The following is a 21,820-nucleotide window of genomic DNA, read 5'->3' as shown; positions in this document are numbered from 1 at the left end:
TCCTAATTTATCGACCATATCTTCTCCAAAGTAGCGCGTCCTAGCTGTTTTCGTGGCATTAGTTCAGACACACTCTAAAGACTGTAGCTGCTCCCCTCACCCTCCACCCTAACTGCTTCGAGGTGACGATTAATCGATTGAATGATGGGGATGGCAACACTGATGCCAAACAAAGCATTGAACCCAGCAACTACAATAGGAGCGGATAATAGGAGGGTAAGTTCAGGCAGCAGAGCTAACACAGCGACCAGAATCAAGAAAAAGATCGGGGCGGCAATTCCAGCACTGATAGCAGATTGAAGAACACGATCGCGAAACTCCTCGATTGTAATCTCTCCCCGATACAGATCCAGGGTGTAGGATAGAGCAGTGACAATGGTTTGGGTTAAGATCGCAGTCCCGGTTGAGGCGATTCCCAGTTTGGCGATCGCGGTGGAGTTTTTGACGATGGAATCTACAGCGTTGTAGCAGCGAATGTAGACTTGTTCGCCACCCGTCATGGTTTTGGCTCCCCGTCGCAGATTATCAGTTCCAATCTCCCAAAGGATATTGTCTCCTCCGTTTGAGCCGCCTTTTTGACGAGGGATAATGTGGCTACCGTTTTTATCTGCTAAGAACTCGCGGATTGTAGTTTCGTTCGCTCCCAGTTTTGAAGTGCCAGGAATTTTCTCAAACAGCTTCATCACATCTAAATCGGAGCGAGGCGCATCTCCCTTTCTTAGTCCAGCATGGTGTCGCAAGCGATGTGCCAGCTTGGGCATCTCTTGTGCCAAGTCTTGAGCTGTTTGGGGTAAGCCGCTAAGCGCATCGGCGATCGCCATGCCCGCAGTATTAATATCTAGCCCAAGTTCATTGATTAAGCCATCCGCAGATTGATCCATCTCCTCCACAACTTGGTTCAGGTTTGCAAATGTGGTTTGAGCAATCGCCTGAGCAGTGTTGGCAACGCTTTCGACTTCCAGCAAGATATTGAGCAGCATAGGAGTTGTGTAAATGAAGCACTATTTCTATAGAAACAAAGGTGCGATTTCAGTTTCCTAAAACACAACGGTTATTTATCAACCCTTCGTTTGCAAAAAGGATTCTCTAACTCACGTTATGCCACGCGTGCTTATATTTGCACGATCGTTGGAGCGCGATCGCCCTGGATTGTTATGCAATCTCCTTGCACTTAGTTACCGTTGTTTGTTAAGTTAATAAAGCATTAAACTGTGTGCCCTTGCCGGGATAGCTCAGTTGGTAGAGCAGAGGACTGAAAATCCTCGTGTCACCGGTTCAAGTCCGGTTCCTGGCATCTAGATAGACAAGTGAAAAGGCTACAAACTATTGGGTTTGTAGCCTTTTCACTTGTCTGCATTCAGAACATTTGTCCTAGGCTTGGGCATTTTTAGGCAAGTTTGAGGAGAAGATTGGGGGAAGTTTGGGGGATTTTTTTGGGATGCTCGATACAATTTGATGTAGTACAAATATTCTTTCATCCTGAACTAGCAATGTACTCCAAAGATAGGCAAGCCAAAGGAAGCAAAGGTTCGGTTCAATTCAAAAACACGAAGGGACGCTTGCAAATCGTCTTCTCGTATCCAGTACAGGAAAATGGCGAAATTAAGCGGAAGCGTTTCTACATCTCTACGGGTTACGACGACACACCGCTCAACCGCCAACGAGTAGGCGACACAGTGAGGTCTATCCAGCGCGATGTTGACTATGGTGAGGTTGATTTGAGCCTCAACAAATACAGACCCACAGCTTCCCTCACCACGGTTTCATCCATTCCCCCAACTTCCCCCAATTCCCCCACAAAGCCCCAGCCTTTGTTAGATGCGCTCTGGGAGAAGTACTCGCAGTTTAAGAAACCTCAGATCAGTCCAAGTACCTACGTAAAGGACTTCACCAAACACAAGAATCACATCAGCAGGTTTCCCAGTAAATCTTTGGAGGATGCTATCGTCATCCGTGATCACTTGCTGACAAACCTTACGCCGGACGCTGCCAAACGATGTCTGACTCAGTTGAAAGCATGTTGTAGTTGGGCAATGGAAGAAGGCCTAACTGAGCTGAACCCTTTTCTGACTATGAAGATTAGAGTTCCTAAAGGATCCTCAGAGGACGAAGATGTCAACCCGTTTACCAAAACTGAGCGTGACCTGATTATTGCCACCTTTACTAATGATCGTTACTACAAATACTACACAAACTACGTAAAATTTCTTTTCTTCACGGGTGCCCGCCCTTCTGAAGTAATTGCCTTGCAGTGGAGGCACGTTGGCGAATCCGTGCTCAAGTTCAGGCAATCGGTTGTGGTGTCAGAAGATGGGCTAGTTCTGAAAGATGGTCTCAAGACTCAGCGCAAGCGGGATTTTCCAATTACGCCAGAGGTTCAAGCCATCTTGGATGATTTGAAGGATGAAACTTATGATCTTGAAGAATTCTTGTTTCGTAGCCCTAAAGGGAAGTTCGTTGACCAGCATAATTTTGCTAACCGAGCATGGCGCTCTATTTTGGAGAAATGCGGTGTTCCGTATCGAAAAAGTTATCAGTGCAGACACACGTTTATCAGCTTATGCGTTGAGGCTCACATTAACAGCACAGCGATCGGTAGATGGACTGGAACCAGCGCTGAGATGATCGACCGTCATTACGGCGCAACGAACTTTACAAATCTCCGCCCCCCTGACCTCACCTAATCAATTACCCTCTGAGCTACTCCGCTCATTAGGTATCCATCTCGACTGGTTGCGATAAATCCTCGAGTCATCAGTTCTTGGAATAATCAAGAACTGATGACTCGGCACTTAAAAGCTGTGATCTTGTGTCTCCTATAGTGCCTTCACTTAGGAGTACAGACAACCGAGATTGCCTCATCACTCTTCTCTATTCTCACCATCAGAGTTTAACCTAGAAGGCAACGACTGTTTGCACGACTGTTTGCAGGTATTTCCGGGGGAATTGTGTGACGGGTCAAACTTTTGCTAACGGCTATGCCTTACTTATCGGCGTGGGTGCGGATCTCCCCGTCACGGTCAAGGATGCGACTGCACTGCGAGATGTGTTGGTTGATCCTAACCGCGCTGCCTATCCACCCGCGCAAGTGACGCTCTTGACGGAGATGGCTGCGACTCGACAGCAGATTCTTGCCGCCTTTGACCAGACGATCACTCAGGTGAATCAGAATCCAGAGGCAACGGTGATCGTTTACTACTCCGGGCATGGGGGACGCTTCCAAAGTACGAATGAGTACTTTCTGGTGCCCTACGGCTATGATCCGTCTCAACGGGCAGCGACGGCGATCGCTGGGTTGGAGTTTACCGAGAAAATTGAGACCATCAAGGCGCGGAAGCTGGTGGTGCTGTTGGACTGCTGCCATGCTGGGGGCGTGCCTGCGCTAAAAGAGCCGGGTGAAACCTTCGTCAAAGCGCCCTTTCCTCCAGACTTGCTGCATGTGCTGGGAACAGGCACTGGGCGAGTCGTGGTTGCCTCGTCGCGGGAAGATGAGTTCTCCTACACGGGAAATCCCTACAGTGCGTTTACTGATTGTCTGCTGGAAGCATTGCAGGGCAAAGCAGCGGTGCATCAGGATGGCTATGCTCGCATTCTGGATATCCTGATTTATCTCTTCCATCAGGTGCCGGAACGAGCGAGCGGTCCGCAGCATCCCTATGTCAACAAGGTGTTGGATCTGGGGGACAACTTTCCGCTGTGCTATTAAGCTGGGGGTAGTAAGTTTTTACCGGGTGAGGTGCCCAATCCCCAAATTGAGTCAACCAGTTCGACTGCAACCAGCTTGACTCCCTGGCAGCGACGACAACTGGAGGGGCGACGTGATGCTCTGCTGCCGGAGTGGGAACTGCGTAGTCAGAAGGTGAAGCTGATGAGAAAAGACCTGGCGATCGAGGTGGGGACAGCCGTGAAGTTTCAATTGGAACAGCAACTTTTGGATGAGGAAGCGAAACTGTCTCAGTTAGCAGTAGAGCTGGGCGAAATTGAGCAGAAGTTGAATCAGTAATCTCGTTAATTCCCTCCCGCTATCTATCATTCATAGGCTAAATTAGTGATGAATTCTACAACTCCTTAATCCTTCTCCCCTAGCAAAGATTTTGATCATGACAACCGAAGAAGTGGTGAAAGTGATTCAACAAGCTGCTAAAAATGGAGTGACACGGCTTGATCTTTCTGACAGAGGGTTAACTTTTCTACCATCTGAACTTTGGCAACTTACTAGCCTACAATCGCTTAACCTTAGCAGAAACAAACTGATAAGTTTACCCGATGAAATTAGTCAACTTATAAGTCTGAGTAGACTTGAGCTCAGTAGAAATAAATTGACGAGTCTATCTAGACAAATTGGTCAACTTACCAATCTTATATCGCTTACCCTTCGGGAAAACAGACTGGCGATCCTAACACCGGAGCTCTGCCAACTTACCAATCTAATCACACTAGATCTCAGAGGTAATCAACTAGTCAACTTACCAGGGGAATTTAAACAACTCATCAATTTACAATCACTTGATCTTAGTAGCAATCAAAAAATCGTTTTACCTGATGAGTTTGAACAGCTTACCCACTTGAGGAAGCTTAGCCTTAGTAGTAATCAACTGACAAGTTTTCCCACGGAGATTACCCAGCTTACCAACTTACATACGCTTGCTCTCAACGGCAATCAATTAACAAGCCTGCCTTCAATCATTGCCAAACTCACTAACCTAAATGTGCTCGGTCTCAGTGGCAATAGACTGACGAGCTTGCCGGCAGAAATTGTTCAACTCACTCGTCTACATACGCTTGACCTTAATGGCAATAGACTGACGAGTTTACCAGCAGAAATTGTTCAACTCACTAACCTTAGTAAGCTTTACCTAAACAGTAATCCCCTATTATCTCTTCCAGCAGAAATCAGAAGGAAAACAGGTTTAGATATCCTTAACTTTTATAGACAGCAGTTAGAACAGGAAACAGATCGCCTATATGAAGCTAAACTGCTCATAATCGGAGAAGGAGAAGCAGGCAAAACTACCTTAGCCAAAAAGATTCAAGACCCGAATTATCAACTTCAAAAAGATGAAGCTTCAACAGATGGTATTGATATTATTCAGTATCGGTTTCCACTTGAAAGTGGTAGAGAATTTCAAGTCAATATTTGGGACTTTGGTGGACAACAAATTTATCATGAAACCCATCAATTCTTTCTTACCAAACGCTCTCTCTATGCCCTGGTTGCGGATGCCCGCAAAGAAGACACCGATTTTTATTACTGGCTAAATATAGTTGAACTGTTGAGCGACAATAGCCCTCTGCTAATCGTCAAAAATGAGAAACAAGATATCAAATTGGGGATCAATGAGCGGCAGCTACGTGGTGAATTTACTAACCTAAAGGAAACGTTTGCTACTAATTTTGCTAATAATCGAGGTCTTTCGGAAATCCTTACTGGAATTAAAAATTACATTAGCACCCTGCCCCATGTTGCCACTGAACTACCCAAAGCCTGGGGCAGAGTGCGAAAATCGCTTGAACAAGAGCAACGGAACTACATCAGCCTAGATGAATATCTCCAGATATGTCAGGACAATGGCTTTACAAGACGGAAGGATAAACTCCAACTCAGTGGCTATCTGCATGATTTGGGCGTCTGTCTCCATTTCCAGAAAGATGACCTGCTAAATAAAACTATAATTCTCAAACCTACTTGGGGAACAGACGCAGTTTATAAGGTTCTGCGTAACCCACAAGTCACTCAAAATTTAGGCAAATTTACCCGCGAGGATTTGGCAGTCATCTGGTGTGAAGATAAATACGCCACGATGCATCCCGAATTGTTGCGGCTGATGATGAACTTCAAACTGTGCTACGAAATTCCCAGTCATCCAGGCATTTATATTGCACCCCAACTCCTGAGTCCTGAACAACCTGAGTATGAATGGGATGAATCAGAGAACCTACTACTGCGCTACGAATACGAATTCATGCCCAAAGGTATTCTTACTCGCTTTATTGTGGAAATGCACCAATGGATTGAACATCAAACTTATGTTTGGAAAAGCGGTGTAGTTTTGAGCAAAAATGATGCTAGAGCCGAGGTGATTGAATTCTACCGCTATCACAAAGGCGAGATCCATATTCGAGTTTCCGGCAAGCGTCCACGAGATCTGCTGATAACCATCCGACATGAACTTGATAAAATTCATGATTCTTACAAGTACTTGGACGATCAGCAAAATGAAGTTCAGCGTTTGAAGTTTAGCCCTCTAGTTCCCTGTAACTGTATTGCCTGTAAGGGTAGCCAATCTCCACACTTTTACCCTTTAGAGCGACTGCATAAGTTTCAGGATGATCGAAAAGACATTCAATGCCCAAACAGTTACGACATGGTAAATGTACGCGGCTTGGTTGACGATATTGCCCCAGAACCATATCGCTTAACAGATGCCCAAAGACAACGAGTAGACTCGCAGAAAGACTGTCTCCAATCAGAGTGGGATGTAAGAACTGTAAAGTTAAGGCGGCTACGACAGGATTCTGCGATCGAAACAGAAACCACCCGAAAGTTTGAACTGGAACAACAAATTCAGGCGGAGGAAGAAGCACTGGCGCGGTTGACAGAAAAACTGGATGACATTGAACAACAGTTGAATGGATAAAACGGGGAGTCGAGAAGTGCCATGTCGTCAACTAAAGCTTTGACTCATCGACTAGAGCGATTGAGCCATACTCTGGATGCGCTTCAACAAGAGTGGAAACAGCGGAATGCAAAATGGAAGCAATTCCGTGCGGCTCTTGGCATCGAAGCGAATGCAGCCAACAAGTTTCAACTAGAGCAGCAGGTGCAAGCTGAGGAAACGCAGCTTAACAAGTTAGAGCATAAGATCCAGCAGACCGAGATCGACATTGAGCAGCTGACCCAGGTATTGGTGCTCCGCTCTAGAGAGGTGAATGAGGTGATCGCCCTTCATAGTGAAGAGTCTCCAGAGGGGGAACTGGAGGCTCAAGACCTGTCGCCAACGGTGAGTGGGGATGCTGATGTGATGACAAGGGACAAGATTGATTTGAGAGAATCGCAGGGGGCGATTGTCAATCCGGCAGCGGGGGCAGTCATTACGCAGCAGTTTGGCAATACGACGAACATCAATACGGGTGGGGGTGACTATGTCGGAGGGTCTTTGTCTAAGTGACCAGTTTGCTTACCCCGCTGGCTCTGGTTGCTAAACCCCCTGCTGTTATGATTGATAGAGCAATGGCACCGTACTAAGATCCCTTTGGCTTAAGGTTTGAACCGCTATCGAGGGAGCCTTTTCGTTACACTAAATCATCCTTTACGGGTAAGCCGTTATGGTCACGCTTCAGCTTCGACAACTGGTCGTCTATCCAGGGCAACGTATTCAACTCCAAGAGGTTAGCTGGAACGAATTTGAAGCGATTCTGGATGAGTTGGGGGATAAACGTGCTTGTCGGATTGCTTACAGTGACGGAGTGTTAGAGATTCGGATGCCTTCACCAAAACACGAAAAAGCCAAGGTTTTGATTGGTGATATGGTCAAGATTCTGCTAGAAGAACTGGATCTTAATAATGAGTGTTTTGGTTCCAGCACCTTTAAGCGTCAGGAAATGGCAAAAGGGATCGAACCAGATGACTGTTTTTACATTGAGCATGCGGCTCAAATGATTGGTAAGGATCAACTTGATTTGACCATTGACCCGCCTCCCGATTTAGCGATCGAAGTGGATGTGACCTCCAAAACTGGACTGGATGCTTATCAAACACTCGGTGTGCCAGAATTGTGGCGGTTCGAGGATGGGCGATTGCGAATCAGTGTCTTGCAGGATGGGCAGTATCAAGATGTGAATACTAGTCCTCATTTCCCCCAGTTCCCTATCATTGATGGCATTTCTCAGTTCCTTGATCGCAGTCAAACGGAAGGACGCAGTCAAACCCTGAAAGCGTTTCGTCAATGGGTCCGAGAGTTACAGAAAAATCTGGGCGATCGCAGCGCTGAACCCCGGTAGTAGAGGTGAGGTGAGAGTATCACTTTCGAGGAGAGTGACGACAAGTTGGAGTTGAGCGTCGGTGCGGCGATAGATTTCCAGGGTTTTCAGTTGCCAGTTGACGATCCAATATTCCTGAACCCCGTGCAGGGAGTAGAGCTTGAGTTTAACTTCTTTATCCCGCTGCTCATTGAGTTCACCAGGAGAGAGAACTTCAACCATCAGTTCGGGAGCAACAGTCAGGTGTCCTGCTTCATCAATGCCATTAGCAAGGCGTTCTTGGCTAATCCAGACGACATCGGGAATGCCAGCATCGGTGGGAGAGAAAATGACTCCTGGGGTTTGGAAGGGTTTGCCAAGTTGAGTTTGTCTAGACCAAATTTCCAGTTCAAAATGGATGTTACCGCCTGCACCTTGATGGCGAATGTGGGGAGCACGGGTCACGAACAGTTCTCCATCAATGATTTCATAGCGTTTCCAACCACCATCATCAGGCATGGCATCAAGATCTCGGGTTGTCCAGCGTGGGGAGTTGGCGACCATAGGAACAGCAGTTGGACTTAGATTTTTGGTCAGGTGAGGAAGGCTTGATATTAGCAGCGGAGTTAAACTCAGCGGAGCAGTCACCCACTCCGCTGAGTTTAACTCCGTTACTAAAACTAAGCCGAGTTGAGTGAGTAGAGCTTTGATCTCTTGGGTGGCTTGAGCGAAGTTTTGATTGGCAGCTTGATGGATATGTTGATTGGTTTGTTAACGGGCGTCGTCCTTGACTTCGTTGGCGAAGTTACTGATGTTTGAGCCTTGAACGATATTGGTATTCGCAGTCATGGATTTGCTGTCTTGCTGTTGATTGATGTGGATATTGAGATTCAATCGATCTTGCGGTTCACCTGCAATAGCGTCATCAATGAGTTGGCGGACGTTAACATCCTTGTAACTGTCAGGACATTGAATGGTGGGCCGGCGACCGTCGATGAATTGGCGGAGGCGAGCGAGGGGATAGCTGTGGGGTTTGGAATTGGCTTTGCAGGTGTCGCAATTACAGGGAATCAGGGTGTCGTACTCAAGCCGCTCAAAGCTATCGTGAATTTTTTGGAATTCGTTGTTGATGATGATGAGGAAGTCGCGTTGATTGATGCCGCTGAGCCGGATGCGAATTTCGAGATCGTGATAGCGTTCGATGATTTCGGCACGGGCGCGACCTTGATTCAGGACAACGCCGTTCTTCCAAACGAGGGCAGCATCGGGGTTGAAGACATTTTCGATGTTCTGATGCATTTCGACAACGAAGCGGGTGAGGATACCTTTAGGCATAAAGACTTTATAGGAGTAGCGCAGAACCAAGTTATTGGCTGAATCCCAGTCATACTTGGGTTGATCAGGGGAGAGGAGGTGAGGGGCAATATAATTGCCTTGGCGGTGAGGAATCTCGTAGCACACTTTGAACTGCTTCATCAGTTGCAGGAGTTCGTGATGCATCTCGGCATATTTGTGGGCTTGCCAAATATCGGACAGGTCAGCGTCAGTAAATTGCCCCAGGTTGGCTATGACGGTGGGGTTGTCGAGGATTTTGTAGACGGCTGCGGTGCCCCAATTGGGTTTGAGGATCAGGTAATGGCGAAGGATGGGGTCTTTTTGGAAGTGGAGACAAATGCCGAGACTATGCAAAAAACGACTGAGGTCATACATTTCTGCGCGGCGGGTGATGCCATGGTAGCGACAGACGGCTTCGTAGTCGGTATTGGTTATGTAGTTGCGTCCGTCATTTTCGAGGGCATAGCGGACGTTGAGCCAGGGATTGGGGAAGGGTATGCCGTGGGGGAGTAGTTCTTCTAGGTTATGTTGGATGGCGGTTTGGGTTTCCAGTAGACCGCGATTATCTGCGAGATTGAGTTTAAGAGATGAGCTAAGGTTGTCAAATTCTGCTCGGAGTTTGCGCAGGTTGAGGTTGCAGGTCCGATTTTGTTTTTCGTTCTGGATCAGCAGCACGGGGCTACCATCGCTGAGTAGGCGGATGATTTGCAGCCAGAAGTAATGATCGGTGTCTCCTCTACGGCTGTCAGCCACCAGCAAGTAAAGGGAGCGATCAGTGAGAAAAAACTGGTAGGTTTGGTGGTAAATCTCTTGTCCGCTAAAGTCCCAAATGTTGACTCGATAGGTTTGTTGATTGCGTCCGGTGAACTCCCAGCGGAGAGTGTCGATGCCTTGAGTTGAGATGTCGGCGGTTTCGGGCAGCAGTTTATAGTCAGGATCGAGCAGCTTGCGGGCGAGGCTGGTTTTACCAGCCCCCCCTTCGCCCACGATCAGGAGATTGGCTTCGTAGAGGTATGTAGTTTGGTTGGGGTCTTGGGTGCGGAAGTAGTAATCCAGAATGGGACGGGCATCCGGCAATCCCTTGCCTGCAGTCGGAGCCAGGGTAACGGGAGGAATATTGATCGGGTTGCCGCGCAGGTCTAGTTTTTCCAGGTTGGTGAGTTGAGCGACCTCGTTGGGGATTTGTGTGATTTGATTCTGTTCCAGGTCAAGCGTAGTCAGATGGGTGAGGCTACCAATCACCGCTGGAATCTCGCTGATTTGATTACTAGAGAGGTCAAGCGTAGTCAGATGGGTGAGGCTACCAATCACCGCTGGAATCTCGCTGATTTGGTTGCTAGAGAGGTCAAGCGTAGTCAGATGGGTGAGGCTACCAATCACCGCTGGAATCTCGCTGATTTGATTGCTAGAGAGGTCAAGCGTAGTCAGATGGGTGAGGCTACCAATCACCGCTGGAATCTCGCTGATTTGATTGCTAGAGAGGTCAAGCGTAGTCAGATGGGTGAGGCTACCAATCACCGCTGAAATCTCGCTGATTTGATTTCTGCTAAGACTAAGGTGTGTCAAATCTTGCAGTTGAGCGATTGCTGTAGGAATATGCTTGATTCTATTGCCGTCTAGGTTAAGCGATTGCAGATTGAGCAGTTGAGAAATTTCAGATGGCAAAGTTACTAAACCAAGGTTGGACAAATTAAGTTCCGTGACTCCTTCTAGCATTGCACTAGCAATTACGTCTAACAGTTCAGCCTGTGTCATGTGATGCTCCCTACTGGAAGGGAGCAAAGACTGTTCTAATTCTTCTGCAAAGTAAGTGTATTGCCCACCCAACTTCCGTAAAATTCGTGCCGTTACCATTGCAAACGGACGCGATTGATTTGCCAACTCCCGATCTTCCACCTGCTGTGGATTCCTCAATACCGCCGCAAACGCATCCAGCGATACCCCCAACCGCTCTGCGACAAACTTCGATACCTCTTCCAACACATTCACCGAGACGCTCGTCGGCACCGACTCCAACAGCACTTCCCGCACCTCATTCAGGAATTCATACTGCACTGCATCTGGATTCGTCTCTGTTTCAATCTCCCTAAGCGGCTTTAGCAATCCCCCCAAAAACACTTCTGCGACATGTACCTGCCGTGATTCTGAGAGTAACTGATCTTGAATAATCCGTACCACTGGTAAGCTAATGACCGGAGATGCTGCCAGCAATCCAGCTAAACGTCGCGCTGTCGGAGAAGCCGTCACCCGAAATCGTTGCACACGCTGTGCTGCCGAACCTTCAACCGCTGCATCAGGACGTTGAGCTACCTGCCCATTCGGAGTCACGACCTCCGGCTCAAATACAAACCCTGGTGACCAGGCTCCCCCCTTCCCCATCACCATCTCCGTCCAGACCACAAACGGCTCCGGCTCCAGCGTCACCACAGGCACCTTAAGCCCCGCCTCCAGATCCACCTCATCCCAGAGCGACAAATCCTTTGCGATCAACTGCTGGTTCGGCACTCCCGGCAGCAACGCTTGTAACCGCACGGCTGAAGCGAACCCCAAGCCTGTCCGTGACCACAACCACTCCGGCAACATCTGCACGATCGCCAGTGGTCCACTCGTCGCCCATAGCTTCAACGCAGGTAATAGACTGCCATCTTGCCAACCCGACGATACACAATCCGTCGCCACCAAAATCAACCGTCGCCCACTGGGGTCAAGCAACTCACTCGGTCGTCGTGCTGCCTGTCGTCGTGCTGCGGCACCCCTGCCAGGACGAAGCTGTACCTGTCCTTGTGCATCCGTAGCCAGCCCCCAGACCCGCACATCCCGAAACACCCCATAGTGGGACAACAACCGCTGCAACTCCGCGATCGTCCGTTGCCAGAGCTGCATGGATGCACTTTCATCCACCACCAGTGCCAGATCCAACCAGGGTTCCAACGCAGGCTTGAGTACAGGTAGCCAGAGCTGCTCAGCCGCAATCCGATCGACCGTTGCTGCTTCATCCAGGACGGTACTCCAGCCAGTAACCACTCGCCGGAGCAGTGGTTTTAGCGATCGCGCTAACGACAACGGCTCGCGGAGCGATCGGGCATCGGGCACCTTTAAAGCAAGCTGCTTCCCAAAACTCGCTTGATTGGCGTTGGGTTGATTAAGATGCACCTCAGCCGCTTTTGTTTGAGAAGCGCGATCGGGCTGCTCGTTTCGATCACTTGGAGGAATGAAATTTTCTGGTGAAAGACGCGATCGATCATCCGTTATCTCAGCCGCTGTTGACAGTTCTAATGGCGTTGCTGTTTCTACCGTCTCATCTGAATCCTGCATCTGGAGCGCCAACCAAATGATGTCTGCGATTTCCTTACTCGTCAGATTGAATGCTGTTCCCAGTGCAGAAACAAATGCCTGCATCACCCATCCTCCGTGCTGGTCAAATATTTCCAGAGTAGATCGGTAAACTGCTTCTGCTGTGCTGCATCCGTGGGGCTAAAGCGTTGAGTCACCAGGTAAACCGCATTCAGCAATTGGTCGGGGGATAGATCACCCTTCGATTCTCCCTGCAACCGCTTCTGCAAAAAGTCCGCGATGAGAGGTTCTGCCTGTTGCAAAACATCCTCGTTCTCACCCAGATGCGCTTTAACCATTTCAGTCAGCGCCTTTTCATCGGGATTTGGCATCGTCAGACGAAGACAGCGCCGCAGAAACGCAGGCGGAAAATCTCGCTCACCATTGCTGGTTAGCACAATGAAGGGAAAGGCGGCACACCGTACCCGCCCTGCTTTAATCGTTGCCTCTTGACCGTCATAGGTGCGAACGTTGACCTGCTCCACCTGCTTTGCCAGCCGCGCCAGCTCGGGAATCTCAAACTCTCCCTCTTCAAACAGGTTCAGCAAATCGTTGGGCAGGTTAATGTCACTCTTATCAAACTCATCAATCAGCAGCACGCGCGGACGCTTATAGGGTAGCAACGCCGTGCCCAATGGTCCTAACTGAATGTAGCGTCCAATATCAGGGTTGGCTTCACCTTCCTGGGGTTTCTGCCCATTGGGTTTAATTTGCGTATCCTGTAACCGTGAGATGGCATCGTAGCGATATTGCCCTTCCTGTAAGCTCGATCGTGCCGTAATCGACCAGGGCAAAACGGGACCCAACTTCAGCTCGTAGGCGATCGCATACGCCAGCGACGTTTTCCCGGTGCCTGGTTTACCCGTAATCAGCAACGGTCGCCGCAGATACAGCGCTGCATTCACCACATTCACCAGATCAGTATGTTCTGGCGACACCCGAAAGGTCTTGCCCCGCTGCTCCTCCTTGCGGGTCAGTTTTGTAGGCACCTTCAGCATAGTCAACGCTTCGGCATCCTCCTCAAAGCGTCGCCAACTGGGAGCCTCTGGAAGACCCTCAATGAGATCGTGGGGCTGCCCACTGCCTGTAAAAATGCGCCAGTCACTCATCTCTTGCTTCCTCCCCCTATTGTCCCGGTGGTACAAGTTGAGCCAGCGCGTCCGGGGTCAACCGATATGGATCTTCCCACAGTAGTGCCAGATACGCTCCCAATTGATCTTCTGGTTTATCTGCCAGGTAAGCATCTTGCCGTTTCTTCCAAACTATTTCGGACAATGCCAGTAACGGACCTGCCAGCAATAAGGCATCCATCTCAGCCACCTGATCCCAATGGTCACAATGACACCTTGCCCACAGGGCGATGGGGGCTGCTGCTTTCAGAAGGGCGGTAAACAGCTCCTTATTGTGCGTCTCGATAAGTCCGCAGGTCAATTTAAGTCCGAGCTTCTGCGTAAGATTGTTGACCACCCGCTTCCAGTTACAGCCCTCAAAGTTACTCAAATGTTCAAAATCACAATCGTTTGGTACCGTGTGCCAGTAGGCTTTCACCCGCTCCCAGTTGGCATACCACTGGTTTAACCGCGAAGCCAGGTATTTAGGTTCGAGCCGCTCGCGCGATCGCACCAGCACCCGATACTTTGTGCCCATCTCGTAGCACTCATCCTCAAAAAAGGAATCGGTGAGCTTCCACCCATCCACACCCTCGCACAGATAATCCAGCGGCAGAAAAATCTCGATCGTGAGGTCGTAGCGCTTCCCGGTGAGATGTTGAAGACTCAGGTTTAAGAATTGATCCAGGACTGTAGGAATCTCCTCAAACTGGCAACTGGCTCCCTTACGCTGCTCCTCCACATCCAGCGGTTGAAAGCGTTTGGCTGGATCAAGCACATGGTCATCGGCAATCAACCACCCATTAATGACAAAGCCATTAGTGCTGAGATCGGGGCGAAGCACAATCTGAAGATAAGACTGCAACGTCCAAACCGTTGCAGCAGAAGAACCCATTGACTGCTGCCAGCCCTCAGTTTGGCTAAACTGCTGAGTCGCATCCTTTAATTGGTCATGGATCGCTTGTGGAACCTGCTCATCCTGCACCAGCCGCTGTATAAATTCTGGCAGCCGCCTGAACTCTTGCAGCTGCGCCACTATATCTCCATAGCTGGCAACTTCTGAACGTGACAGGGAGGCATCCGCAGGCAACGCATCGCGATACGCCCGCTGAATTAGCTCTGAATCATCGAGCTGCCCCAAAAGCTGACTCAAGCCCTGAAGCGACTGTTGCGACTCTGCGCCAACAGCCTTTCCACCAAACAAGAAGAAGTTATTGATAGTTTGTGTGCTTTTGTCGAGGTCGCCGCCAGCCGAGTCCCCACCGCCTGTATCAACCTCCTTCTTCTCGCCAAAGTGCTGGTTGACCTCTGCTTGCGGTTGATTTACAAGTCCTTGCGACTCACGGGCATCAATGGATTCTCCATTCATCATGTCGAACCCCTCTCTGGTCTCTCTAAGGGCAGGGTGCTCAGCCTTCTTCTATATGCCACAGGAAATTTTAGGTCACGAATGCAGAGGAAGCCACCCCACAATAACCGTAATTTTTTATGAATGGCAAGAATCCCGCGAGACGTTAGGCGATCGCTATGGCTCTCTACCAAATAACTCTCTAAATCGTTCTATATGCGGTCCCAGGTAATAAACGACTGTGTCATGCCCAGCCCCTTTCTGAGGTTTGCCGCTTTCTCTTGGTGGCGCATGGTTTTCTCTACCCAGCACAATTCTGGGAAACCCCTTATCTTCATAAGACTTGAATTCCCTTATTGCCACCTGCTCCTAGCCATAGTACAGCTTGGGTAATGTTGCCTGCTTCAAACTCTGCGATCGCTTTCAAAATCCAGGCTGTAGAGCCATAAACTCCGTCCTTCAGACTACGCTTACCGTAAGGCGGGTTGAGCCAAACGCACCCAAACCAAGGGAGATTCATGCCATCCTGTTCGTTCGTGTAATATTGTGATGCATTTATCCAGCTCTGTGCCTCGACATTACTTGCACGACTCGCTCGAATGCATGACACTACAGTCATGAAATTTGACTTTAGAATGCTCTAGCCCTAGAGCTAAACTTGTTTCAAGTCTTTAGAAGGGTTATCGTTATCATTTTCAATCGAAAAGGTATGCTCTTTAGACTGATGCTCAAAGTCGATAACTTGGTAACAAACCATCCCAGAATCGTTGCTTATAAAAGCTTTTGGCTCGATAACATAGTTGGTAACTTCTAATAACAAATCCTTTTCCGTTTTGCTGGACTCCGCTCCAGTTAACAGTTCTAACGAATGGTCATTCGTGGTAACAGATCTGCTTTGGTTATAACGCTGCCCAACTAAATTGTTACTGCTCTTAAAGGCTTCATTAGTAATCTTTGAGAGACTGTACCGTTATTTGTTACCAGGTTGTTATTACCTGTGTTACCGAGATGAGCATCTTCTATATGAGGCGCTACAGACTGATTGTTACCATTGTTTTCATAATCACATTTGATGCAAATTTGGAATTCTTTGCCAGTCTTGCCATTGCTGATTGCGTAACCTAAATCAACAATCTGCTTCATAAATGATCTAGCAGTTTCAGCGTTAAGTTTCTCCCGACTAGAAGACCAATGAATAACATTTCTAGCTTTTATCCAGCCGCCCTTTTTGAATCGATCAATAAAACGAGCAATTTTAGGTGATTCCTGCCATGTTGTTATGCCAGCATCAGCATAAATAAGTTGTGTCTGCCCAATTGACCACTTGGTGAATGAGATGGCAGCCGCTAACAGCTCACTCGCAATAATATTCTCAGGTATGGAATCTTTAACAACTGCATTGATACAATGAGCAATCAGAGCAATTCTGGCTGCTCGCTCTTTTGATTTTGGATAAAGAGATCTCAACGCAGGATAAAACTCATTTACCTTTTGTTCCTCACACCAGCAATGCCAATTCCGCCAAATCTCTCGCCCTTGTTTGTCAAGTTGGTAGACACTGGGGTCTAAAAGCTCTAGGCCTCGGTACAGACCTCGAAGTAACCCAGAGAGATCGTAGTTGCTCCCTTCCCCAGGAGGAGGCATCTTTGTCAGCGGTAAACGAATCCAAAAATATCTAGGCCAGAAACCATCTACTTCATTCACGTTCTCCATATGCTTTTGTAGAACACAAGGTTGAATGGTTCCTGTTAAGCTGACCTGCGTTTGAGAAAGAGAAATTCGATTTCCTGTTTTGCGGTTGATTTTTATAGGTTTACCATCATACAAAGACAGCCATTTTTGGAGATCATTACCTCGACCATGAGGGCGGTACTGATTGAATCCGTTGAACAGACCTGCGAGTTCATCATTAGCAATGATTGCACCTCGATCCGGTTGCCTGCTGAGGCAATCGAAGACTCCCTCTAAAGTTGCATCTTGAAAGACATACTCGCGTTGAATCGGTGCAACTGGTTTATTGCCCCTTTCTTTTTTGTCAAGCGCTTGCCAATTCTCCAGCTCATCTTTGTAGTTATCGAACTTAAGTTGATAATCAGCGTCTGCTTCAATCTGCAGCTCTGCCAAAGGACCAAGTAAGCAATCGAAAATTGGTGACTTTGTAGCTCCTGACTCACCTACTAGTCCTGTCCAAAGAATTGGTGGAGGGCGAAAATTAGTGGTTACATCAATTTCTACCCTAGTACCGACTTTCAGCAGAGAGGCTGTTATGGGCAGCACTACCCCAATAAAAGCCTCTAGTGGCACATTTAAGCGGGTAGCAAGATTCGTTAGTGGATCTGTTAAACGAGAGGATAGCAGCGGTTGAACTGGGGCAACTTCTTCAGCCAGATCAACCAGGCTTTGAACCTCGTGTGATAGTTCTTCGAAATCCTCATCTGAAGATTTAGCAGATGAGTTTTGAGGTTGATGCCCAGACGTTTCACGAATTAAAGGTTGGAAAAGGCTGCTTCTTTCATCCCGCCTTAAAGAAGACCGCCAGCCGTTCTGTTTAGCTAAAAGTCCCAGAGTTCCTATGCTGATACCACCATCTGATTTAAAGGATTTCCAGTGCCTGTCGCAAGCCTCTGCCTCATAGTTAATAGATCCTCTGCTCCAAGTGTCCCAGTCAGCTAGCAAATCGTTGCTCACAGAGTGCAGAGCCATTCCAACTTTGATCCAAGTGTCGTACTCTTTAGAGGAAGGAGTAACAGAAAGATAAGATAGTGCCCAGTCTTTCTCAGTCCAGGTTTGAACAATAGTTCGAGGCTCCAGTTTTGTCGAAGTGGATTGCTGAGAAGATGTATCTTCCAACATCTGTTCAATCATCCAATCTGGTGCCTCTAGAACTTCGCAGTCAGTTGGGGAACGTTCTGGAAGCCAGTAATAGGCTCCAGTAATTGGGTGATGACCAGCTACAACTGATTGACAACCATTCCAGCGAAACTCTAATTGTTCAGGTTTGTTGTCATCTCCAGTAACGCCTGTTTTAATCTTCTTTGTGGTAATCGCTCCCCAATACCGTTCAGGAACTCGATAAATAGCTTGATAACGACCTTGTCTTCCTGATGTGAGAGTTGGCGTTTTTGGCAAGACTTCCGTAACTGGTTGACTTGAAAGCTCTTCAATTAGCTCGTCGCAGCTTACTCCATCGTGATCAATAAATAATAAACCACCTGATGGAGTTCCACAAAGAACGCCGATTGCATAGAGCCAAGAAGCAGGGGGATGAATTGCTTCACCATTCTTGGTGTTTACTTTTAGCTCTTGAAAATATCCCACTTTGACTGCAGTTTCAAAGCTTGCCTTTGTCAAAGGAGTGCTTTGCCAATCTTTTCCTAAGGGAGCCTTATTATCCCCCACTGGAACAAGGGCCCAACTATCTGGCAGGAGCTGTAAATTCTGAAGAAGCTGCTGAGTTACTTCTTTTCCATTAGTATTAGAACTACGGTCAGAGAGTGCTTTATTTGTCTGACACTTATCGCTGCTATCAGCTATCTCTCCCCCAAGATTTTCGTTCATTATCTGTTGTCCTACAAGATCTAGAATTAAGAGAAAAGGCTTTTGAAAAAGTAGATTGGCAAGCCTATTTAAGTAATTTTTCCGTCATTTACTAGATGATTTGTGTTTTGACCTTTGACCTTTTCCCGTTTCCTCTAAACTTGCCAAATATTGATCAATCGCTTTCTGATGTGCCCCCGGATTGTGCCGATTTGCGAGCCAGTTTAAACAGAGTTCAAGGTTGTAGCGAATTGTTCTTGAGTTTTCACGGATATAGTGAATCTCCTCAATCAGATCACCTCGCTGCCTCAGTGACTTGACTGTATGATGACTACAGCCAAGATTCTGAGCCAAGACCCGCTTATTGCAAAACGAAAATTTCATAGAGACTCCGTTGCTTTGAAAGCACAGCAAAATTTGTTATGAGATAAAAGTAGGCTTCTACAGTTCTATGGCCCTTGAAACTAATTAGTTCTCAAATTGAATAAAACCTTCCAAGCTCTAGAGAAACTGTTCAGGTAATACTCAAGTGAGTCTTAAATTAATTTAGATTTCCGAAGGAATTGGAGCTTTAGCTGTTTGCGCTACTTTCGTAGGCTTACTCCTGCCCTGCACAGCCTCAAGAGGGTTGAAATACTACTACTGCTTTCTCTAACCACTCTTCAAGGAAAAGTAATAGGAGCAACCTCCTATCAAAATATCTCCAAATCTCTCCGATCCTGGATAAGTGCAATCAAGTAAAGTTTTGTAAAGGTAGATAATTTTGCCAATGAACTTTATTATGCAAACACCATAATGAATTCTTCACCGAAAGTGGCTTTGGACGGCGGTTGACCACTTCAAACCAGGGATTTTAGGTTGGGTGTTAGGCGACCACAGTGCCAAGACTTTTGCCCCGTTATGAGCGATCGTGGGGACTTGGGAGTGCTATTTCTACCTCACCGTTCGCATAGCGTTGGCGAAAGCATCAGGTTGGTCAGTTTACCCAAGTTTTATTCCAGCGGGAGACCAGATTGTCAGCAAGACCTATATGACGCGAGTGGAAGGTGAAAATACGCGGTTGCGACACTATTTAGCGCGACTACATCGTAATACACTCTGTTATTCCAAATCCGTAACCATGCTGAAATACCCAATTCCGTTGCTACTTCACTACCTAAAATTTGAAGATGTGCCCATTCCTGCCTAATTCATCTCCATACTCAGCAACGCCGAAATATATTGTCCGCTCAACAGACGAAGAACGTAGTCAGCTGCAAGAAGTGATTAAGAAATTGAAGGACAGCAGCCAAAAGGTGCGACGTGCCCAGATTCTCCTCAAAGCTGACATCGAAGGAGCAAACTGGATGGATGCGCAGATTGCAGAAGCCTTTGACTGCCGTACCAAAACCGTAGAAAATATTTGCCAACGGTTGGTCGAGAGGGGCCTTGAAGAAACCCTTAACGGTGTCGGTCGCAGCACGCCTCCAACCGAGAAGTTGCTCAATGGTGAGCAGGAAGCCCACATCGTTGCGCTGCGTCTCGCTTATATCGGTACCTTTCAGTCGACTGCGACTCATGGACGCAAGGGGCAGGAAATTGCGCTATGGTGATTCAACTTTCTCAGGCTATCTAGCTCAGACTCACAAATTCTCAAGTTGGCTGTAATGCTCTTTGTCAGAAAAGTTAACTCACATGAATTAGGTGGTGAAGAATTAATTTGATTTCCTTAAGCTGACTTTCAGATATGCGCGATCTAAGGTATTCCAAGTAAGAAGATTTTTCTAAACCCTGTTTTGCAAGCAAATATCTTTCGCCGTTCTTCCAAACCTCGGACTTAAGAAGTTTTCCTCTACTATTTCGAGTATCACAACTTGCTGAGGCTGCTAGAGCTATATCATTATGGACTATCTGCAAAGCTTTCAACGCTTGCTCAACAAGCTGATCTCCTGAAGCCTTTTTCGATAGGAAAATTATAATCTCTTCTTTCAATGCATGTCTGTGGATACAGCGGATTGCAGTCAGATAGAGGACAATGAAGGATTACAACGTTGGGTCAAAAATGAAGCCGTATTCCATAGACTTTCGAGAGAAGATTGTAAGTGCTATGGAGAAGGGTGATAGCTCGATCCGAAAAGTTGCTGCCCGCTTTGCTGTCAGCAAGAGTTGCGTCGAGAGATGGATGATTCAGAAGCGCACAGAAGGTCACGTCGTTCCCCATAACCCTCATATGTCACTCTAGTTAAAGTAAAATCCAGGCAAAACGCTGAAAGTCTTTCACCGACTGCTGTCTGGTATATACGCTTCATTGTCAAATGTTTTGAAATATCGGAAATAAGCTGCGTATGCTAAGACTCAAGCCGTATAGAAGCTTCAGCATTTTTGATTAAATTTGCTTTTCCGAAAGTGATTCAAGAGGGATAAGCAGGGTGGTTCGGTGAGTCCTGTGATGGAGCACAAAGACCAGTTAGTGGCGATCTTCGAGAACCAGCGCGATGCGACCTTAGCGGAATATTGTGAGCTACTCTTTGATGAGACTGGGCTATGGGTTAGCCAAAGTACTATGTGCCGAACCTTTCAGAGACTCAATTTACCGCGCAAAAAAAAACGCTCCGCTCCAGCCAAGCCACCAGCGAACGAGTCCAACTCCTGAGACAGGAGTACTGGGCACAGGTGACGAGTATAGAACTCAAAGATTTAGTGTTTCTCGATGAGATGGGTGTTCTACTGGGACTCATGCGAACCCATGCCCGTGCTGCACCTGGGGAACGAGCGTATGACTTCAAACCTTTTTATCGGGGCAAGAAGGTGAGTGTCATGGGCGCGATTACCGTCTCAAAGGTGCTGGCTGTGATGACGATAGATCAGTCGATGGACGCGGTTGTCTTTGAGGTGTACGTCTCAAAGTGTCTTGTGCCTCAACTGTGGAAAGGGGCTGTCGTGGTCATGGATAACCTGCCTGCTCACAAGGTAAAAGCCATTGCACCTTTAATTGAGGCGGTTGGAGCGAAGGTTCTGTATCTGTCTCCTTACTCTCCCGAATTTAATCCGATTGAGCATTGGTGGTCACAGTTAAAGGCTTTCCTAAGACAGTTCTCGCCGACAACCTCGAAAAGGGTAGATACCCTCATTGCCACAGCGATGGATTTGATAGATCCTCAACATTTGCACAACTGGTTTGCACACTGCTGTTACTGTCCCTCTTAACACTGCAATCCGC

Annotated in this window: 16 protein-coding genes, 1 tRNA gene and 1 pseudogene; 11 read left to right on the top strand and 7 right to left on the bottom strand. The window is 47.6% G+C overall.

The features are described from left to right. Nucleotides 1-74 precede the first annotated feature (74 nt). The gene (locus JOY44_RS02130; RefSeq protein ID WP_197984893.1) at nt 75-980 is read right to left on the bottom strand and encodes a hypothetical protein; all 906 of its coding nucleotides are present in this window, start codon (nt 978-980) and stop codon (nt 75-77) included. 241 nt (nt 981-1,221) lie between these two features. Between JOY44_RS02130 and JOY44_RS02125 the strand changes: the two genes are divergently transcribed. The 7 genes from JOY44_RS02125 (at nt 1,222) to JOY44_RS02095 (ending at nt 8,001) form a co-directional block, all read left to right on the top strand. Next, nucleotides 1,222-1,294: transfer RNA gene (locus JOY44_RS02125), tRNA-Phe, on the top strand. Between the two features lie 196 nt (nt 1,295-1,490). Further along, a complete protein-coding gene (gene xerC / locus JOY44_RS02120) occupies nt 1,491-2,684 on the top strand; it encodes a tyrosine recombinase XerC (protein ID WP_171572103.1) in 1,194 nt (397 codons plus the stop codon). Nucleotides 2,685-2,950: 266 nt separating this feature from the next. Then, entirely contained in the window at nt 2,951-3,706 is a 756-nt protein-coding gene (locus JOY44_RS02115; RefSeq protein ID WP_171572102.1) for a caspase family protein, read from the top strand. Nucleotides 3,707-3,736: 30 nt separating this feature from the next. Continuing rightward, a complete protein-coding gene (locus tag JOY44_RS02110) occupies nt 3,737-4,003 on the top strand; it encodes a hypothetical protein (RefSeq protein WP_197984892.1) in 267 nt (88 codons plus the stop codon). Nucleotides 4,004-4,100: 97 nt separating this feature from the next. Next, a complete protein-coding gene (locus JOY44_RS02105; protein ID WP_171572101.1) occupies nt 4,101-6,638 on the top strand; it encodes a COR domain-containing protein in 2,538 nt (845 codons plus the stop codon). 21 nt (nt 6,639-6,659) lie between these two features. Continuing rightward, entirely contained in the window at nt 6,660-7,169 is a 510-nt protein-coding gene (locus JOY44_RS02100) for a hypothetical protein (RefSeq protein ID WP_171572100.1), read from the top strand. A 157-nt stretch (nt 7,170-7,326) separates the two neighbouring features. Further along, nucleotides 7,327-8,001, top strand: coding sequence for a Uma2 family endonuclease (locus JOY44_RS02095; RefSeq protein WP_171572099.1), 675 nt, complete (start codon nt 7,327-7,329; stop codon nt 7,999-8,001). Here the strand turns inward: JOY44_RS02095 and JOY44_RS02090 are convergent. The 6 genes from JOY44_RS02090 to JOY44_RS02065 form a co-directional block, all read right to left on the bottom strand. Further along, the gene (locus JOY44_RS02090; RefSeq protein ID WP_171572098.1) at nt 7,960-8,523 is read right to left on the bottom strand and encodes a Uma2 family endonuclease; all 564 of its coding nucleotides are present in this window, start codon (nt 8,521-8,523) and stop codon (nt 7,960-7,962) included. The two genes, JOY44_RS02095 and JOY44_RS02090, sit on opposite strands and share 42 nt — an antisense overlap. Nucleotides 8,524-8,730: 207 nt before the next feature. Continuing rightward, nucleotides 8,731-12,693, bottom strand: coding sequence for an SAV_2336 N-terminal domain-related protein (locus JOY44_RS02085; RefSeq protein WP_171572097.1), 3,963 nt, complete (start codon nt 12,691-12,693; stop codon nt 8,731-8,733). Next, complete coding sequence (locus JOY44_RS02080; protein WP_171572096.1) at nt 12,693-13,736, bottom strand: AAA family ATPase; 1,044 nt, start codon at nt 13,734-13,736, stop codon at nt 12,693-12,695. Before JOY44_RS02080 ends, JOY44_RS02085 begins: the two co-directional genes overlap by 1 nt. 16 nt (nt 13,737-13,752) lie before the next feature. Next, on the bottom strand, nt 13,753-15,108 hold the full coding sequence (locus tag JOY44_RS02075; protein ID WP_171572095.1) for a hypothetical protein: 1,356 nt from the start codon (nt 15,106-15,108) through the stop codon (nt 13,753-13,755). A 310-nt stretch (nt 15,109-15,418) separates the two neighbouring features. Then, nucleotides 15,419-15,703: a hypothetical protein gene (locus JOY44_RS02070; RefSeq protein WP_171572094.1), complete on the bottom strand. Its 285-nt coding sequence runs from the start codon at nt 15,701-15,703 to the stop codon at nt 15,419-15,421. A gap of 296 nt (nt 15,704-15,999) precedes the next feature. Beyond that, a complete protein-coding gene (locus JOY44_RS02065) occupies nt 16,000-18,642 on the bottom strand; it encodes a DUF3987 domain-containing protein (protein WP_171572093.1) in 2,643 nt (880 codons plus the stop codon). A 793-nt stretch (nt 18,643-19,435) separates the two neighbouring features. Here JOY44_RS02065 and JOY44_RS02060 point away from each other — a divergent pair. The 4 genes and pseudogenes from JOY44_RS02060 to JOY44_RS02045 form a co-directional block, all read left to right on the top strand. Continuing rightward, nucleotides 19,436-19,810, top strand: a pseudogene (locus JOY44_RS02060) (IS1 family transposase); the annotation flags it as partial. Nucleotides 19,811-19,916: 106 nt separating this feature from the next. Next, nucleotides 19,917-20,213 (top strand): hypothetical protein, encoded by a 297-nt coding sequence (locus tag JOY44_RS02055; RefSeq protein WP_203031921.1) that lies wholly within the window; start codon nt 19,917-19,919, stop codon nt 20,211-20,213. Between the two features lie 422 nt (nt 20,214-20,635). Further along, nucleotides 20,636-20,842, top strand: a complete 207-nt coding sequence (locus JOY44_RS32275; protein ID WP_415881095.1) for a helix-turn-helix domain-containing protein — start codon at nt 20,636-20,638, stop codon at nt 20,840-20,842. Between the two features lie 323 nt (nt 20,843-21,165). Beyond that, complete coding sequence (locus tag JOY44_RS02045; RefSeq protein WP_171571819.1) at nt 21,166-21,807, top strand: IS630 family transposase; 642 nt, start codon at nt 21,166-21,168, stop codon at nt 21,805-21,807. Nucleotides 21,808-21,820: the final 13 nt, after the last annotated feature.

Source organism: Leptolyngbya sp. Cla-17 (genome assembly GCF_016807185.1).
Classification (GTDB): domain Bacteria; phylum Cyanobacteriota; class Cyanobacteriia; order Leptolyngbyales; family Leptolyngbyaceae; genus ULC077BIN1.
The sequence above is the reverse complement of the archived record's forward strand: the minus strand, read 5'-3'. Positions and strand labels throughout refer to the sequence as shown.

Bases quoted from the DNA above. Each gene is read 5' to 3' on its own strand.
- JOY44_RS02130 (WP_197984893.1), bottom strand. From the start codon at position 980: ATGCTGCTCAATATCTTGCTGGAAGTCGAAAGCGTTGCCAACACTGCT.
- xerC (WP_171572103.1), top strand. From the start codon at position 1,491: ATGTACTCCAAAGATAGGCAAGCCAAAGGAAGCAAAGGTTCGGTTCAA.
- JOY44_RS02105 (WP_171572101.1), top strand. From the start codon at position 4,101: ATGACAACCGAAGAAGTGGTGAAAGTGATTCAACAAGCTGCTAAAAAT.
- JOY44_RS02100 (WP_171572100.1), top strand. From the start codon at position 6,660: ATGTCGTCAACTAAAGCTTTGACTCATCGACTAGAGCGATTGAGCCAT.
- JOY44_RS02095 (WP_171572099.1), top strand. From the start codon at position 7,327: ATGGTCACGCTTCAGCTTCGACAACTGGTCGTCTATCCAGGGCAACGT.
- JOY44_RS02090 (WP_171572098.1), bottom strand. From the start codon at position 8,523: ATGGTCGCCAACTCCCCACGCTGGACAACCCGAGATCTTGATGCCATG.
- JOY44_RS02085 (WP_171572097.1), bottom strand. From the start codon at position 12,693: ATGCAGGCATTTGTTTCTGCACTGGGAACAGCATTCAATCTGACGAGT.
- JOY44_RS02080 (WP_171572096.1), bottom strand. From the start codon at position 13,736: ATGAGTGACTGGCGCATTTTTACAGGCAGTGGGCAGCCCCACGATCTC.
- JOY44_RS02075 (WP_171572095.1), bottom strand. From the start codon at position 15,108: ATGATGAATGGAGAATCCATTGATGCCCGTGAGTCGCAAGGACTTGTA.
- JOY44_RS02070 (WP_171572094.1), bottom strand. From the start codon at position 15,703: ATGACTGTAGTGTCATGCATTCGAGCGAGTCGTGCAAGTAATGTCGAG.
- JOY44_RS02065 (WP_171572093.1), bottom strand. From the start codon at position 18,642: ATGAACGAAAATCTTGGGGGAGAGATAGCTGATAGCAGCGATAAGTGT.
- JOY44_RS32275 (WP_415881095.1), top strand. From the start codon at position 20,636: ATGAAGGATTACAACGTTGGGTCAAAAATGAAGCCGTATTCCATAGAC.